This is a genomic window from Jeongeupia chitinilytica (assembly GCF_014652315.1).
GTDB lineage: Bacteria > Pseudomonadota > Gammaproteobacteria > Burkholderiales > Chitinibacteraceae > Jeongeupia > Jeongeupia chitinilytica.
This window is the reverse complement of record NZ_BMYO01000004.1, coordinates 350661-365762: the sequence shown is the minus strand read 5'-3', so window position 1 is coordinate 365762 and position 15102 is coordinate 350661. Positions and strand designations below refer to the sequence as shown.

The 15102-nt window shown below is 62.6% G+C and carries 16 protein-coding genes; 11 read left to right on the top strand and 5 right to left on the bottom strand.

Annotation, left to right across the window (positions count from 1 at the left end; translation table 11 throughout):
* The 3 genes from IE097_RS09635 to IE097_RS09625 form a co-directional block, all read left to right on the top strand.
* Positions 1-402: DUF2345 domain-containing protein (locus IE097_RS09635; protein WP_189460161.1), on the top strand; the 402-nt coding region annotated here is incomplete at its 5' end.
* Positions 403-405: 3 nt separating this feature from the next.
* On the top strand, positions 406-1182 hold the full coding sequence (locus IE097_RS09630; RefSeq protein ID WP_189460159.1) for an alpha/beta hydrolase family protein: 777 nt from the start codon (positions 406-408) through the stop codon (positions 1180-1182).
* Positions 1172-1720 (top strand): hypothetical protein, encoded by a 549-nt coding sequence (locus tag IE097_RS09625; protein ID WP_189460157.1) that lies wholly within the window; start codon positions 1172-1174, stop codon positions 1718-1720. Before IE097_RS09630 ends, IE097_RS09625 begins: the two co-directional genes overlap by 11 nt.
* 62 nt (positions 1721-1782) lie before the next feature.
* Here the strand turns inward: IE097_RS09625 and IE097_RS09620 are convergent, their stop codons facing one another.
* Positions 1783-3165 carry a dihydrolipoyl dehydrogenase gene (locus IE097_RS09620; RefSeq protein WP_189460155.1) on the bottom strand — a complete coding sequence of 461 codons (1383 nt, stop codon included), beginning with the start codon at positions 3163-3165 and terminating at the stop codon, positions 1783-1785.
* Positions 3166-3480: 315 nt separating this feature from the next.
* On the bottom strand, positions 3481-4212 hold the full coding sequence (locus IE097_RS09615) for a glutathione peroxidase (RefSeq protein WP_189460152.1): 732 nt from the start codon (positions 4210-4212) through the stop codon (positions 3481-3483).
* 211 nt (positions 4213-4423) lie between these two features.
* Between IE097_RS09615 and IE097_RS09610 the strand changes: the two genes are divergently transcribed.
* The 5 genes from IE097_RS09610 to IE097_RS09590 all read left to right on the top strand — a co-directional run bounded on the left by IE097_RS09610 (position 4424) and on the right by IE097_RS09590 (position 9038).
* Positions 4424-6619 (top strand): mechanosensitive ion channel domain-containing protein, encoded by a 2196-nt coding sequence (locus tag IE097_RS09610; RefSeq protein WP_189460149.1) that lies wholly within the window; start codon positions 4424-4426, stop codon positions 6617-6619.
* A gap of 70 nt (positions 6620-6689) precedes the next feature.
* Positions 6690-7451, top strand: coding sequence for a sulfite exporter TauE/SafE family protein (locus IE097_RS09605; RefSeq protein WP_189460147.1), 762 nt, complete (start codon positions 6690-6692; stop codon positions 7449-7451).
* 29 nt (positions 7452-7480) lie between these two features.
* Positions 7481-7795 (top strand): YkgJ family cysteine cluster protein, encoded by a 315-nt coding sequence (locus IE097_RS09600; protein ID WP_189460145.1) that lies wholly within the window; start codon positions 7481-7483, stop codon positions 7793-7795.
* On the top strand, positions 7792-8247 hold the full coding sequence (locus IE097_RS09595; protein WP_189460143.1) for an EVE domain-containing protein: 456 nt from the start codon (positions 7792-7794) through the stop codon (positions 8245-8247). The genes IE097_RS09600 and IE097_RS09595 overlap by 4 nt, the downstream gene beginning before the upstream one ends.
* The gene (locus IE097_RS09590) at positions 8241-9038 is read left to right on the top strand and encodes a sulfite exporter TauE/SafE family protein (RefSeq protein WP_189460140.1); all 798 of its coding nucleotides are present in this window, start codon (positions 8241-8243) and stop codon (positions 9036-9038) included. Before IE097_RS09595 ends, IE097_RS09590 begins: the two co-directional genes overlap by 7 nt.
* 48 nt (positions 9039-9086) lie before the next feature.
* Here the strand turns inward: IE097_RS09590 and IE097_RS09585 are convergent, their stop codons facing one another.
* Positions 9087-10031, bottom strand: coding sequence for a carbohydrate kinase family protein (locus tag IE097_RS09585; protein WP_189460138.1), 945 nt, complete (start codon positions 10029-10031; stop codon positions 9087-9089).
* Between the two features lie 127 nt (positions 10032-10158).
* Here IE097_RS09585 and IE097_RS09580 point away from each other — a divergent pair, with 127 nt between their 5' ends.
* Together IE097_RS09580 and IE097_RS09575 are read left to right on the top strand one after the other, a co-directional pair.
* Positions 10159-11283: a GGDEF domain-containing protein gene (locus tag IE097_RS09580; protein ID WP_189460136.1), complete on the top strand. Its 1125-nt coding sequence runs from the start codon at positions 10159-10161 to the stop codon at positions 11281-11283.
* 216 nt (positions 11284-11499) lie between these two features.
* Entirely contained in the window at positions 11500-12738 is a 1239-nt protein-coding gene (locus IE097_RS09575) for a Dol-P-Glc:Glc(2)Man(9)GlcNAc(2)-PP-Dol alpha-1,2-glucosyltransferase (protein WP_189460134.1), read from the top strand.
* Position 12739: 1 nt separating this feature from the next.
* Here the strand turns inward: IE097_RS09575 and trhA are convergent, their stop codons facing one another.
* Positions 12740-13360: a PAQR family membrane homeostasis protein TrhA gene (gene trhA / locus IE097_RS09570; RefSeq protein ID WP_189460132.1), complete on the bottom strand. Its 621-nt coding sequence runs from the start codon at positions 13358-13360 to the stop codon at positions 12740-12742.
* Positions 13361-13523: 163 nt separating this feature from the next.
* Between trhA and wrbA the strand changes: the two genes are divergently transcribed.
* Positions 13524-14126, top strand: coding sequence for an NAD(P)H:quinone oxidoreductase (wrbA, locus tag IE097_RS09565; RefSeq protein WP_189460130.1), 603 nt, complete (start codon positions 13524-13526; stop codon positions 14124-14126).
* Positions 14127-14195: 69 nt separating this feature from the next.
* Here the strand turns inward: wrbA and IE097_RS09560 are convergent, their stop codons facing one another.
* Entirely contained in the window at positions 14196-15074 is an 879-nt protein-coding gene (locus IE097_RS09560; RefSeq protein ID WP_189460128.1) for a phosphoribosylaminoimidazolesuccinocarboxamide synthase, read from the bottom strand.
* Positions 15075-15102: the final 28 nt, after the last annotated feature.

The window sequence follows — 15102 nt, the reverse complement described above, 5'->3', positions numbered from 1 at the left end:
ATCAATGCGGCCAAGGACATCCAGCAGACGGCGAACCAGAACATCCAGGTGATCGCCGGTGAAGAGATCCTGCTGACGGCAGGGGGCGGCTACATCCGGCTCAAGGGCGGGAACATCGAGATCCATTGCCCTGGGAAAGTGGATGTGAAGGGCGCTGATCATACATTTAGTGGATCGACAAGCTTGGCTCGCTCAATGAATAACATGCCATCTGCCAAATTTGATGACAAATTTCTACTAAAAGACGAAAGAACTGGTGAGGCTTTGATAAACAGGAAATACATTATTGAACGAGCCCATGGGGAGAAAGAATATGGCGTGACAGATGGTAATGGTTATACACATACAATCAAGAACCCATACTCTTCTGAGCAAGTTGAAATTTTCATTGAAGAAATTTAATCAATGCCGAAATCAAAAAAACCGAAATTTAGAAGTGTTGGAAAGAAAAATATCACTCTCGAAGAGAACCAGAAAGATAAAGTAGTTGCTTTACCTCCGAGAGATTTTGCATTTTTCTTTGTTGGAGGTGCGGCAGACAAAAAGTCATACTATGGAATGTCGCCGACTAATCTTATACAAGATGCGAGAACTGCATTAATTGATCGCCTGAAATCTAAAGGATATGACTCCGAAGAAATTAGGCAGAATTCGTATCATCTAGGTTACGATGATGCTAAAGGCGATGAGGACATAAAGGTCAATTTTATTGAGAGACTGCAGGATACATCATCGCTGGTATATTTAATTGGGCATAGTTTGGGCGGATGGAATTCGGCTCATTTGTCCGCGATTTTAACTGACAAAGGATATAGCGTTGAATATCTGGTAACGCTAGATCCGGTCGGAGAGGGGATTGGAGTGGCAATGTTGTCTGATATTTATTGGTCAAAGCCATCCCCGAAATATAAAGACAGCAATTGGATTAATATTCGTGCGGAAGTTCCAGAAAAGCTAATGAGTGCAGATGACACAATCGCTGATTTGGGCGGGCAATGGAATGTTACCACTGGACCTTCAATTAATGAAACGGTTTCACTCCATCACGGTAATGCTGAAGGGATGTTTACAATTCACTTGAAGGGCGGGAAATCAGCATTGGACATTTTGGTTGAGAATTTCCAAGGTTATGTCAAACCTAAACCACCCTCTGGATTGCCGGAGATAAAAATTGAAGATTAACAATGTTTTTGTGTTGCTGTTTTTAACGCCTTTGTTATTTGCGTGCTCAACAAAATATCCACAGCCTGCAAAATTGGAGTATGTATCAGTCATCCAGAAAGAAAATCAGGTTCAGCTGAGTTTTAAGGCGGATAGAAATTTGTATGACATACTTCCGAAAGATAGTTCGAGTGGTGTAAGGGGGGGGAGGATTATTTGCCCACTTGTGGATATTCAAGAAATAAATAATGAAGCTGAGATTCCGTACTATATTTCTGGCTTGTTGAGAAGTAAGGATGCCTCAAATCTAGAATATTATTCGTTTTTGACGTTTTCCGTCGGCGATTCTGTAGGGAAGGCAGATTTAGATAGATTTAATCAAGAGAATAAAATTGATGGTCTTTCTATGAAGAAGCGATACCGCATTTTGGTCAATAAGGTTGAAAATATTCGCTGTAAAGTGAAAATGACTGTGCTTTATGATAAGCCGTATTTTTCGGAGTATATGATTTTGCCAAAAGGTGACGTGCTTAAAGCCTTCTCGAATGACCTGAAGTAGATATATTTAAATTTGTTGTGGTGTAATGGCGGCGAATGTTGTTCGCCGCCATTGTTATTAATTTAATTTGCTGCCACATCCCTCAACGCCGTCCTCACCCCTTCCTCCACCACCGGGTGGTAGAACGGCATTTCCAGCATCTGCTCGACCGTCAGTCCCATCTGCACCGCCCATGCCAGCGTATGGGCGATGTTTTCGGCGCGGGGGCCGATCCATTCGGCGCCGAGGAAGCGGCCGGTCGCCTTGTCGGCGTAGACGTGCATCAGCCCGCGGTTTTTCAACATCACGCGACTGCGGCCCTGATTTTCAAAACTGACTTCACCGGTGACGAAGCTGCCCGGTTCGAGGTCGGCGAAGCGGGTGCCGACCATGGCGATCTGCGGGTCGCTGAACACCACACCGATCGGCGCGCGGCGCAGGCCGGGTTTGACGTCGGGGTAGCTGGCGGCGTTGCTGCCGGCGGTTTTGCCTTCGTCGGCGGCTTCGTGCAGCAGCGGCAGGATGTTGTTGGCATCGCCGGCGATGAAGACCGCGCTGCTGCCGCACTGCAATGTCTCGCGGTCGAACAGCGGTACGCCGCGCGCGTCGAGTTCGAGGCCGGTGTTTTCCAGCCCGAGGCCGGCGACGCTGGGGCTGCGGCCGGTGGCGGCGAGCACGTAGTCGAAACGTTCGGTGACGGTTTCGCCGGCTAGGCTCACATAGCGGATCACCGCTTCGTCACCGTCGCGCGCCATCGATTCGATTTTTGCGTCCGGGTCGAGGTAGAACTCGTTCTGGAAGGTGGTGCGGGCGTAGTCGCGGATTGCCGGATCGCTGAGCGGACCGACGCCGCCACGGGCGCCGAAGACGCGAACGTCGACGCCAAGCCGGGACAGTGCCTGGCCGAGCTCGAGTCCGATCACGCCGGGGCCGAACACGGCGACGCGGCGCGGCAGCGTTTTCCAGCTGAACACGTCGTCGTTGACGACCAGCCGGTCGCCGAAGACCCTGAACGGTTCGGGAATGCTGGGACTGGAGCCGGTGGCGATGACGACGCGGCCGGCCTTGACCGTGGTGTGGTCGTCGACCTGCAAGGTCAGGTTGTCGACAAAGCGGGCGTAGCCGCGCAGTTTGTCTTCCGCCGGGATGCCGTCGACGCTGTCGAGCACGAAGCCGACAAAGCGGTCGCGTTCGCGGCGGACCCGGTCCATGACTTCGCGGCCGTCGATAACGATGTCGCCGACGACATGCACGCCGAACGGTGCGGTGTGGCGCGCTTCGTGCGCGGCCTCGGCAGCGGCGATCAGCAGCTTGGACGGCATGCAGCCGACGCGGGCGCAGGTGGTGCCGTAGGGGCCGCCCTCGATCAGCAGCGCGGTCTTGCCCGCGGCCCTGGCGGCACGGTAGGCGGCGAGGCCGGCGGTGCCGGCGCCGAGGATGGCAACGTCGATGGTGATCGTATTCATGGCGGCTTCCTTTGAACCAGCCCCATTCGGCGGCTGCGCCCGCGCGTTCCGGTGCCGTCCGATGCTCGGAACCCCGCAAGGGGGCTACCTTCGGGTCGTCCTCATGGACGCTGTGTCCATGCCGGTTCCTGTGCTTCGGGCGGCGCCAGACTGCTTTGGCTCGCTTGCCGACTGGGACTGGTTTGTTGTTATTCGGATCAGGTGTCAATCGTCAGGTCGGATCGTGCTGAGACGACGTCGGCTGGCGATTGAAAAGGGCCGGTCAAGCCGGCCCCGTGTGCTGCATGCGGCCCGGCGGTGAGCCGGGCGCGGGCCTTACTTGACGAGGAAACGCTCGAGCTGTTCGTGGCCGCCGATCAGCTTGCCGTTGATGAACACCTGCGGGGCGGTCATCGAGCCCGAAACGGCACCGAGTGCCTTGCCGCGGATCTTGTTGTCCAGCGGCACGTCGACGAAGTCGTAGCCGTGTTCGGTCAGCAGGGCCTTGGCCTTGGCGCAGAACGAGCAGCCGACCTTGGAGAACACCACGACCTGATCCGGCTTCTTCGCGTTCGGGTTGATGTAGTCGAGCATGGTGTCGGCGTCGGACACTTCGAACGGGTCGCCTTCCTTTTGCGGCTCGATGAACATCTTCTCGACCACGCCGTCCTTCACCAGCATCGAGTAGCGCCAGCTGCGCTTGCCGAAGCCGAGGTCGCTCTTGTCGACCAGCATGCCCATGCCTTCGGTGAATTCGCCGTTGCCGTCCGGGATCATCACGATGTTCTGCGCTTCCTGATCCTTGGCCCATTCGTTCATCACGAAGGTGTCGTTGACCGAGACGCAGAGGATGGCGTCGACGCCGTTGGCCTTGAAGGCCGGGGCGAGTTCGTTGTAACGCGGCAGGTGCGTGCTCGAGCAGGTCGGGGTGAACGCACCCGGCAGCGAGAACAGCGCCACGGTCCTGCCTTTGAAAAGCTCGTCGGTGGTGACGTTCTTCCATTCATTGTTTTCGCGGACGCGGAAAGTGACGTTAGGGACGCGTTGACCTTCACGGTTTTGCAGCATGTCTAAACTCCTTTTATTGAGGCGGGTAGGCTGCGTCGTGCAGCGATGGGTGAAGTATCCTGACCTTGTTGCGATACGTCTAATTTAATGATTTCAACATATCGATTGCCAATTTCTATCGATCCGTAACCGGGTCGTGTTTGCGCTGCCGGCTTCCGCCGGCGGGCGGCCGGTGGGATCATCGGCCATCGAACACTTGCAAGGAGCGCCTGTGCGGGCCCGACTACTGAGCTGGCTGACCTGCCTGTGCCTGATCCTGCCCGTGCTGGCTGCGGCGGTGCCGCTCCCGCTGAAACCGGTGGCGGCGTCGGCCCCGGCGGCCTCCGGCGTTGCCGCGGCCGAGCTTGGTGCCTCGCTCGACACGGTGATCCGGACGCTGGAAAACGAATCGCAGCGGCAGGCGCTGGTGGCCGAATTGAGGGCACTGCGCGTGTCGGCTAGTGCCGTCGCGGCATCGGCGCCGGAAGTGGAGCAGGGCGGCATGCTGGGCTGGCTCAACTCGCAAGTGGATGCGTTGAGAAACCAGTTTGACAGCGGATTCCGGCCTTTGTTGCGCTGGCGGGCGCTGATTGGCAATAGTGCCAGCGAGCTGCGCCAGCGCATTGCCGAGCAGTCCGGCGATCCGTGGCGCTTTCCGGCGGACTTCGTGCTGGCGCTGGGCATGTGGATGGGAGCGGCGCTGGCGCTCGGCTGGATCGGCCGGCACATCGGCCTGCTGCTGGGCTTGCGCGGGGTCGAGCTGCCCGCGCATCCGCGCACGCGCGAACTGATGCTGTTCATCTGGCAGCGCATTGCACCGTGGGCGCTGGCGTTTGCGCTGACGCTCTATCTGGTCCACCTGAAGGTCACGCTCGGCGGCCTGCTGGCGATGATGCTGGCCTATGCCATCCTGGTCGGTGCGCTGTTCTCGGCACTGAGCGTGCTGCTGTTCTCGCTGCGCGGCACCGGGTTGCGTCGGGCCGCGGCGCGGGTGCTGATCGTGCGGAGCAGGCACTGGCAGATGCTGATCGGCATGGCGCTGGCGCTGGCCGACGCCTTCAGCAACCCGACGATCAAGATCGAGTTCGGGCCGAACCTCGCCGGCCTGCTGGCCGCCATGGCCGACCTGACCACGATTGCGCTGACCGCCGCGTTCGCGATCGCCTTCCGCCGGCCGATCGGCCACCTGATCCAGAACCGGCCGTATTCGCAACGCCATGTGGGCAAGGCGCTGACCGAAACGCTGCAGTTTGTGGCCGCGCTCTGGCACCTGCCGGTGGTGCTGCTGTGCGCGCTGTCGGCGTTCAAGACGCTGGCCAATGCCGGCCGGCTCGAAAACACGCTCAACAGCGCCGCGCTGAGTACGCTGCTGATGATCGGCACCTTCCTGGTCTCGACGTTCCTGCAGCGCTATTTTGCCGCCTCGCGCACCCGGCGGCACCGGCGCCGCTCGCCCTACCTGAGCCGGTTGCTGGTGTTCGGCCAGAACCTCTGCCTCGTCGGGCTGTGGCTGGTGTTCGCCGAACTGTTCACCCGCCTGTGGGGGCTGTCGCTGCTCGACATCGGTGCGCTGCGGCTGCGCGGCCGGACGCTCGACGACATTTTCGGCGGTATCGTGATGACGGTGCTGATCGCCTGGCTGCTGTGGATCCTGCTCGATACGCTGATCGAAGAAAGCATGAACGGCGGCGGCGGCGGGCGCCGCGGCAAGGCGGCGAGCACCCGCGTACGCACGATCCTGCCGCTGTTCCGCAACGCCATCCTCGGCACGCTGCTGGTGGTGGCGGCCATCCTGTCGCTGGCCAACCTCGGCATCGACGTGACGCCGCTGATTGCCGGCGCCGGCGTCATCGGTCTGGCGGTCGGTTTCGGCGCACAGACCTTGGTCAAGGACCTGATCACCGGGCTGTTCATCCTGATTGAGGACACGATCGCCGTCGGCGACTACGTCGACGTCGGCGGTCATGCCGGCACGGTCGAGGGGCTGACGATCCGCACCGTCAAGCTGCGCGATTCGGCCGGCGCGGTGCACGCGGTGCCGTTCAGCCAGATCGCCAGCATCACCAACTACGCCCGCGGCTTTGCCTACGCGCTGTTCGAGATCGGCGTCACCTACGATGCGGACCTCGATAGGGTGATGAAGACGATCCGCGATGTCGGCACCGAGATGCGCAGCGAGGCGCGCTGGCGCCGCGAGCTGCTGGCGCCGATCGACGTGCTGGGAGTGGAGCGCTTCGACGCCAGCGCGGTGATCGTCAAGGCCCGCTTCAAGACCCGGCCGCTGTCGCAATGGGAAGTCGGGCGGGCGTTCAACCTGCGGCTGAAAAAGCGCTTCGACGCGCTCGGCATCGCCATGCCCTTCCCGCAGATGGATGTCCATTTCGATCCGCCTGCGGCGGAGCGGGCGGTGCAGCCGGCGGCCGATTAGGGCTAGTCCCTCATTCCGGTGCGGGACGGAACTATTCACAATACGGGTTCTGCATCCACCGGCGCCCGTCATGCCTTCCGAACTGCTGTTCCTGCTGCCGCTGGCCTTCATCGCCGGCATGATCGATGCCGCGGTCGGAGGCGGCGGGCTGATCCTGGTACCCGGGCTGTTCACCATCCTGCCGCGCGAACTGCCGGCGATGCTGATGGGGACCAACAAGCTGGCCGCGGCGATGGGCACGCTGTCGGCAACGTGGCGCTACGCCCGGCGGGTGAAGCTCGACTGGCACGTGCTGTTGCCGAGTGCGGCGGCGGCCTTCGTCGGTGCCTATCTCGGTGCCAGGGCGATTCACCTGCTGCCGGCGAGTTCGGTGCGGCCGATGGTCGTCGTGCTGCTGGCGGTGATGCTGGTCTACACCTGGTTCAAGCCCGCGTTCGGCGGCGAGGATGCCGGCCGGCCGCTGGCGCGGCGCGACCTCTACACCGGCATGGCGATCGGTGCCGCCATCGGTTTCTACGACGGCTTCTTCGGTCCCGGCACCGGTTCCTTCCTGATCTTCCTGTTCGTCCGCTGTTTCCATTTCGACTTCGTCCGCGCCTCGGCGTCGGCCAAGGTCGTCAATCTGGCGACCAATTTCGCGTCGCTGGCCTTCTTCATCCCGGCCAAGCTGGTGCTGTTCGGCTACGCGATCCCGATGGCGATCGCCAATGTCGCCGGCGCGCAGGTCGGCAGCCTGCTGGCGCTCAAGGGCGGCAACGCGTGGATACGCCGGCTGTTCCTGACGCTGGCGCTGGTGCTGCTCGCCAAGCTGAGCTGGGACATGCTCAAGTAAGTGGCTGCCGCGGCGCGTACAATGCGTCGATGACGACGGAAACCGATGATCCGGCGCTGTCGTGCGCCAGCTGCAAGGCCTGCTGCTGCCGGCTCGAGGTGCTGCTGCTGGCCGGCGACGACGATGTGCCGGCTGCCTTCGTCGCCCGCGACGAGTGGGGCGGCGAAGTGATGCGCCGGCTCGATGACGGCTGGTGCGCGGCGCTCGACCGCCGCACGATGATGTGCTCGATTTACGCGGTGCGGCCGCTGATCTGCCGCGAGTACCAGCTCGGCGATCACGATTGCCTCGAGCAACGCCGACTCATCCCGCTGTTTACGGTCCGGCACGAGGGAGACGCATGAACTACTGGTTGATGAAATCCGAACCCGACGACGTCGGCATCGACGACCTGCAGCGGCTGGGCCAGGTCGGCTGGTACGGCGTGCGCAACTATCAGGCGCGCAACTTCATGCGTGACGCGATGGCGATCGGCGATGGCGTGCTGTTCTACCATTCGAGCTGCGCCGAGCCCGGCGTTGCCGGTCTGGCCGAAGTCTGCCGTACCGCCTATCCCGATCCGACCCAGTTCGACCCCGAGTCGGAATATTTCGATCCGAAGTCGACGCCCGATGCGCCGCGCTGGCAGCAGGTCGACGTGCGTTTCGTCGCCAGGGGCCGTTTGTTGAGCATCGACGCGATGCGTGCCCATCCCGAACTGGGCGGCATGCAGGTCCTGAAACGGGGCAACCGGCTGTCGATCACGCCGGTCACCGAGGCGGAATGGACGCTGATCAAGGGGCTGATCGGATGCTGATTGCCCTGGTGGCCTGCCTTGCGCTGGGCGTCGTCGCGGGCGTGCTGGCCGGTCTGCTGGGTGTTGGCGGCGGGCTGGTGATCGTGCCGGGACTGCTGTTCGTGTTTCATCTGATCGGTCTGCCCGCAGCGCATCAGCAGCATCTGGCGCTGGGCACCTCGCTGGCGACCATCGTGTTCACGTCGATTGCCAGCTTCCGCGCCCATGCAACGCGAGGGGCGGTGCGCTGGCCGGTGTTCCGGGCGATCGCGCCGGGCATTGTCATCGGGACGTTCGTCGGTGCACAGCTGGCCGGGCAGTTTTCGGGCGTGGCGCTCAAGTGGTTTTTCGTCGGCTTCGCCTATCTGGTCGGGATTCAGATGCTCGCCGATCTCAAGCCGGCACCGAGCCGCCAGTTGCCCGGTGTGCTGGGGATGAGTGGTGCGGGCGGCGTGATCGGTGCGGTGTCGAGCTGGGTCGGCATCGGCGGCGGCTCGCTCTCGGTGCCGTTCATGACGCTGTGCAATGTGCCGGTGCGCGAAGCGATCGGTACCTCGGCCGCGATCGGTTTGCCGATCGCACTGGCCGGTGCGGCCGGTTACCTCGTCAGCGGCTGGCGCGCATTCGAGCTCCCGCCGGGCAGCGCCGGTTTCATCTACCTGCCGGCGCTCGCCGGCATCGTCATCGCCAGCTTCCCGATGGCCAAGGTCGGCGCCCGGTTGGCACACCGGCTGCCGGTACCGGTGCTGAAGAAGTGTTTTGCCGCCTTGCTGATCGTACTCGCCAGCAAGATGCTGCTGACGCTGGTCTGACATCATGAACAACACCACCCTCGGGTGGCGTTGTTCATGGCCACTTGCTTACTGGCCAGGCCAGGGGGTGCCGAATGCCGCCTGATAATCGGCGGCGATCGACGCTGGCGTGAACTGGTGGTTCTGTGCGCCGCGCTGGGCGATCTTCATCGCGCCAAGCAGCGAGGACAGCCGGCCGGTACTCGGCCAGTCCCATCCGTGGGTGATGCCGTAGAGCAGGCCGGCGCGGAATGCATCGCCGCAACCGGTCGGATCGACGACGGCGTCGGCCCGAACCGCCGGGATGTCATGCACGATGCCGTCGGCGTAAATGTGCGCACCTTCGGCACCGCGGGTCACGATCAGCGCCTTCAGCTGCGCGGCGATCTCGGCGAGCGACAGACCGGTGCGGCTCGCGATGACCTCGGCCTCGTAGTCGTTGGCGGCAAGATAGGTGGCCAGTTCGATCATCCGGCGCAACTCGATGCCGTCGAACAGCGGGAAAGCCTGACCGAGGTCGAAGATGAACGGAATGCTGGCGGCCGACAGCTGTTCGGCCCGTTCGACCATGGCCTGCTTGCTGTCCGGGCCGATGATTGCCAGCTCGACGGGACGTGTCACGTGTTCGAGCCGGTTCAGGTGCGCCAGCCCCATTGCACCGGGATGGAAGGCCGCGATCTGGTTGTCGTCGAGGTCGGTGGTGACGAAACATTGCGCGGTGTATTGCTCGGGCAGTTCGCGCAGGTGGGTGCGCGCGATGCCGAGATTGTCCAGTCGCTGGGCGTACGGACCGAAATCGCTGCCGACGGTGGCCATCACCAGCGGGTCACCACCGAGCAACTTCAGCGAATAGGCGATATTTCCGGCACAACCACCGAATTCGCGGCGCATTTCCGGTACCAGAAACGACACCGACAGCATATGGATCTGGTCAGGCAGGATGTGGCGCTTGAATTGATCTTGAAACACCATGATGGTGTCATAGGCGACCGAGCCGCAAATCAGCGTGGACATGGTGTTTCCCAAGGTGAAAATCGGCCGATTATGCCACCTGTCGGAGCCGGTGGTCGCTTCGTCGTACCGGGTACCGCGATGGATGCCGCTTTGTTAAGCTTGCAGTACCTGTAGGAATTTTGAATTCATGCTGATCTCCATCTCCAACCTTCTGGTGTTTGCCAGTCTGATCCTGGGCGTGCTTGTTGCCGGCCAGCTGGTCCTGCTCGGTAACAGCCAGCATGAATCCGGACTTGGCCCGCTGGCGCTGACCGGCGCACTGACCGGCCTGACCGCGCTGCTTGCCGCGCTCGGCATGGCGCCGCTGGCGGTGGCCGCATGGGCGTTTGCCGAAGCGCTGGCCAATGTGGCGCTGCGCCGCCATTTGCTGAAGACGCCGCACTGGGCACCGGCGATCGGTTGCGCGCTGATCGCTTTCCTGCTCGGCGCCGCCTGGCAGCGCGTGTTCGGCCAGGAGGTGCCGGTGATGCTGGCGGCCGCGGTTGCCATCGTGCCGCTGGGGGTGCTGCGGCTGCAATTGCTGCGACTGCCCTTTGCCGAAGAGCGCGCCGGCGGGCCGCGGCTGGTGCTGGCGACTGCAAGTGTGCTGCACGCGCTGTACTGGCTCGGCGTGCTGTTCCTCTGGGCCTTTGGTGAGCCCGGCTGGTGGGCCAGCGGCGAGGCGCTGGTGCTCGAGTGCGTGCTGTTCGGCCTGCTGCAGGCGCTGTTGTGGCCGCAGCTGGTGGCGCAGAAGCTGCGTGGCCGGCTGGCGCGGCTGGCCCGCTACGACGTGCTGACCTGGGCACTGAACCGCCGCGGCTTCGAGGAAGTCTGCCTTCGCGAACTGCGTCGTGCACGCAAGCACGATCGTCCGCTCGGACTGCTGCTGGTCGACATCGACCGGATGCATGCGATCAACAGCCGCTACGGCCATGCGGGCGGTGACCACGTGCTGCGGACCTGCGCCGCCGCGCTGCGCAGCCATCTGCGTCCCGAGGACAGCCTTGGCCGGATCGGCGGTGACAGTTTCTGCATCCTTGCGCCGCACCGCAACGACGCCGAGTTGCAAACCTTGCTGATGGAGCTGCGCGAAGCGCTGACGACCATCGTATCCGACTACGACGACATCGCGATCCGTGTCTCGGCCGGTGTCAGCATGGCCATGTATCCGAATGACGGCGCGGATTTCCCGGTGCTCTACGGTCAGGCGCAGTCGCGACTGCGGCCGGCGACCGATGGCCCGGCATCCGGGTTCATGGTGGCGCGGACCTGAACCGGCGACACTTTCCCCCAGGCAACGCCCGCTTTTGCGGGCGTTGCCGTTTGCGGCGTTGCAACAAGCCAACAAATTAATACAAGAAACTGACGCTTGACGGTCTCTATCTGCCGGCCATCGTCGTCACCGCATGGACGGCCGATTCGTGGCCCCGTCCCGTTTAGATTGGCGTCGATGCCGCGTCATGACGGCAGCACTACGGAGACGCCTCAGATGCAAACCAACGAGCAGCCCTTGCTGTCCCTGCTGCGCTCGGAACGCCGCCGCCACGCGCTGATGCTGTGCCTGATCATTGCGCTGGCCTATTTCTACTGCCGCAACGCGGTCATCGTCGGCGACGAAGTGGTCCACGAGGCACAGATCCGCCGTTTCCTTCTCGGCGACTTCAGTATCGACCCCAGGCTGACGACCATCCCCGGCTATCATCTGCTGGTCGCGGCGCTGAGCTGGCCGTTCGGTGCGTATTCGCTGGCGACGGTACGCGGCATCAGTACCCTGTTCGGCACCGCGCTGGTACTCGTCTACGCCCTGCTGCTGCGCGATCGGCTCGGGGCGGTCTCGCCGCAGCGGCTGGTGCAGTTCGCGTTTTTTCCGATCTTCCTGCCTTACTTTTATCTGGCCTACACCGATGTGCTGTCGCTGCTGCTGGTGCTCGGCGGCCTGTGGCTGGCGTTGCGCAAGCAGGCGATTCCGGCTGCACTGGTGCTCGGCCTGAGCATCTGTGTGCGCCAGCAGAACGTCATCTGGCTGCTGGCGGTGCCGGTACTGGCCTACTGCCGAGACAGCGGCTTCCGCTGGTGTCGCGACACGCTGAAGGCGCATGCAACGGGTGCAGGACTGTACGCGCTGGCGCTGGCCGGTTTCATCGTTTTCGTGCTCTGGAACGGTGGGGTCGCGGTCGGCGATCGCGGTGCGCACCAGCTGTCCGGACTGTTCGTCGGCAACGTGTTCTTCATGTTGCTGCTGTATGCGATCTTCCTGCTGCCCAGCGTGGTGGCCAACCTGCCGGCGACGCTGGCCTATGCACGCCATCACGGCTTCGTGCCGCTGCTGCTGGCCGGACTGCTGGTGGTTTACCTGTTCGGTTTCCAGAACAGCCACCCGTACAACGCGATTCAGCCCGAATACTTTCTGCGCAACGGCCTGCTGACGCTGCTGTCGTCGTCGCTGCCGGTCAAGCTGCTGTTCTTCGTCCCGATCGCGCTGGCGGCGCTCGACTGGCTGGCGATGGCGCAGCGCCGGCCCGAGCTGTACGTGATCGGCGGATTCAGTCTGCTGGCGCTGCTGCCGTCATGGCTGATCGAACAGCGCTACATGATGATTCCGTTTGCGTTGCTGCTGCTGTACCGCGACGATGACCGGCCCGGCGTACAGGCGCTGACCGGTGCGCTGTATGCGATTGTCGCCGTGGTGTTCGTCTACGGCACCGCGACCCTGCGCTTCTTCCTGTAGCTCAGGCGACGTAGAGCAGGATGCTGAAGAAGTGGCAGACGCTGCCGGCGAGCACGAACAGGTGCCAGATGCCGTGACCGTGGCGGATTTTCTCGTCGAAGATGAAGAAGATGATGCCGATGCTGTAGATCACGCCGCCGGCGACCAGCCACGCCATTCCGCCGGCCGGCAGCGCCAGATGCAGCGGCTTGATCGCGATCAGGATCAGCCAGCCCATCAGCACGTAGATGATCAGCGAGAACACCCGGGTGCGCTTGCCGATCAGCAGTTCCTGGATGATGCCGATCAGCGCCAGCCCCCAGCTGATGCCGAACAGCGTCCAGCCCCAGGGGCCGCGCAGCGTCACCAGCGAGAACGGCGTATAGCTGCCGGCAATCAGCAGGTAGATCGCGCAATGGTCGAACTTCTGCAGCACCTTCTTGGCGCCGGTGTGGCGGATCGAGTGGTACAGCGTCGATGCGCCGTAGAGTAGTACCAGCGTGGCGCCATAGATGCTGACGCTGACGATTTGCCACGCGTTGCCGTACAGGCTGGCGACGACGATCAGGACGACGAGCCCGGTCACGGCGAGCAGCGTACCGATCAGATGGCTGTAGCTGTTGAAACGTTCACCACGGTACATGGAGTTCTCCGGTCGAAGCCAAGAGGATAACCGCTGGCGATGACGCCGGACTGTGGAAATTCCCATGACCGCCGGCAAGATGCGGCAAGGCCGCGGTTTCGTGTCCGCAAAACGGCGCAGGGGGTTCTAAGCTGGTTCGAACCCTGTCCGAATGGAGCCTGCGATGACCAAGATTCTGGTGGTGTATTACTCGATGTACGGCCATGTCGAAACGATGGCCCAAGCGGTGGCGGAGGGCGCGCGCGGTGTCGCCGGTGTCGAGGTGACGCTCAAGCGGGTCGCCGACCTCGTGCCTGAGGAGGTGGCGCGCAAGGCCGGTGCCAAGCTCGATCAGGCCGCACCGGTCGCCACGCCGGCCGAGCTGGCCGATTACGATGCGGTCATCTTCGGTACGCCGACGCGCTTCGGCAATATGGCGGCGCAGATGCGCAACTTCCTCGACCAGACGGGTGGGCTGTGGGCGAGCGGCGCGCTGATCGGCAAGATCGGCAGCGTGTTCACCAGTACCGCCACCCAGCACGGCGGACAGGAAACGACGATCACCTCGTTCCACACCACGCTGCTGCATCACGGCATGGTGATCGTCGGCGTGCCGTATGCCTGTGCCGGGCTGACCAGGATGGACGAGATCACCGGCGGCAGTCCCTACGGCGCCAGCACGCTGACCGGTGGCGACGGCAGCCGTCCGCCGTCGGCGAACGAGCTCGACATCGCCCGTTATCAGGGCCGGCATGTCGCAGAGCTTGCGAAGAAGCTTAGTGCCTGAGCCTTGGCTGTCGTCCAAGCGTGAAAAAGCCCCGTCGTTGACGGGGCTTTTTGCTGCTCGTCCGACCGATCAGGCGGTCAGTTTGTCGAGTGCCTCGCGGTACTTGGCCGCAGTCTTCTCGGCGACGTCGCGCGGCACGGCCGGGGCCGGCGGCTGCTTGTTCCAGCCGGTGCTTTCCAGCCAGTCACGGACGAACTGCTTGTCGTACGACGGCGGGTTTCTGCCCGGCTGGTACTGGTCGGCCGGCCAGAAGCGGCTCGAATCCGGCGTCAGTGCCTCGTCCATCAGGCACAGCGTGCCGTCGTCATCGAGGCCGAACTCGAACTTGGTGTCGGCGATGATGATGCCGCGGGTCGCGGCGAATTCGGCTGCGGCCTTGTACAGCCGGATCGCGGTATCGCGCACCTTGGCGGCGAGTTCCGGGCCGATCAGGTCGGCGGTCTGCTCGAACGAGATCGGCTCGTCGTGGTCGCCGACGGCGGCCTTGGTGCTCGGGGTGAAGATCGGCTCGGGCAGCTGTTGCGCCTCGATCAGGCCTGCCGGCAGCGCGATGCCGCTGACCGCGCCGGTCGCCTTGTAGTCCTTCCAGCCGCCGCCGGCCAGATAGCCGCGCACCACGGCTTCGACCGGTACCGGCTTCAGCCGCTTGACCACGACCGCGCGGCCTTCGACTTGCGGCAGATCCTCGGCACTGACGACGTCCTCGGCCTTTTCTCCGGTGAAATGGCTCGGCACCAGATCCCTGAACTTGTCGAACCAGAAGTTCGAAATCGCGGTGAGGATCTTGCCTTTCTCCGGAATCGGCTCCTCGAGGATCACGTCGAACGCCGACAGGCGATCGGTGGCGATCATCAGCATGCGCTGGGCGTCGATTTCGTAGAGGTCGCGAACCTTGCCCGAGTAGATCTTCTTCAGGCTCTTGAGGTCGGTGGAGGTGATGCTGGACATCTCGTTTCCTTGGCGCGGGCCGGATTCG

What these genes read in the sequence shown, in the direction of transcription:
- IE097_RS09575 (WP_189460134.1), top strand. Translation starts at nt 11,500, where the DNA reads ATGCAAACCAACGAGCAGCCCTTGCTGTCCCTGCTGCGCTCGGAACGC.
- IE097_RS09620 (WP_189460155.1), bottom strand. Translation starts at nt 3,165, where the DNA reads ATGAATACGATCACCATCGACGTTGCCATCCTCGGCGCCGGCACCGCC.
- IE097_RS09560 (WP_189460128.1), bottom strand. Translation starts at nt 15,074, where the DNA reads ATGTCCAGCATCACCTCCACCGACCTCAAGAGCCTGAAGAAGATCTAC.
- trhA (WP_189460132.1), bottom strand. Translation starts at nt 13,360, where the DNA reads ATGTACCGTGGTGAACGTTTCAACAGCTACAGCCATCTGATCGGTACG.
- IE097_RS09615 (WP_189460152.1), bottom strand. Translation starts at nt 4,212, where the DNA reads ATGCTGCAAAACCGTGAAGGTCAACGCGTCCCTAACGTCACTTTCCGC.
- IE097_RS09580 (WP_189460136.1), top strand. Translation starts at nt 10,159, where the DNA reads ATGCTGATCTCCATCTCCAACCTTCTGGTGTTTGCCAGTCTGATCCTG.
- IE097_RS09605 (WP_189460147.1), top strand. Translation starts at nt 6,690, where the DNA reads ATGCCTTCCGAACTGCTGTTCCTGCTGCCGCTGGCCTTCATCGCCGGC.
- IE097_RS09590 (WP_189460140.1), top strand. Translation starts at nt 8,241, where the DNA reads ATGCTGATTGCCCTGGTGGCCTGCCTTGCGCTGGGCGTCGTCGCGGGC.
- IE097_RS09585 (WP_189460138.1), bottom strand. Translation starts at nt 10,031, where the DNA reads ATGTCCACGCTGATTTGCGGCTCGGTCGCCTATGACACCATCATGGTG.
- wrbA (WP_189460130.1), top strand. Translation starts at nt 13,524, where the DNA reads ATGACCAAGATTCTGGTGGTGTATTACTCGATGTACGGCCATGTCGAA.
- IE097_RS09600 (WP_189460145.1), top strand. Translation starts at nt 7,481, where the DNA reads ATGACGACGGAAACCGATGATCCGGCGCTGTCGTGCGCCAGCTGCAAG.
- IE097_RS09630 (WP_189460159.1), top strand. Translation starts at nt 406, where the DNA reads ATGCCGAAATCAAAAAAACCGAAATTTAGAAGTGTTGGAAAGAAAAAT.
- IE097_RS09595 (WP_189460143.1), top strand. Translation starts at nt 7,792, where the DNA reads ATGAACTACTGGTTGATGAAATCCGAACCCGACGACGTCGGCATCGAC.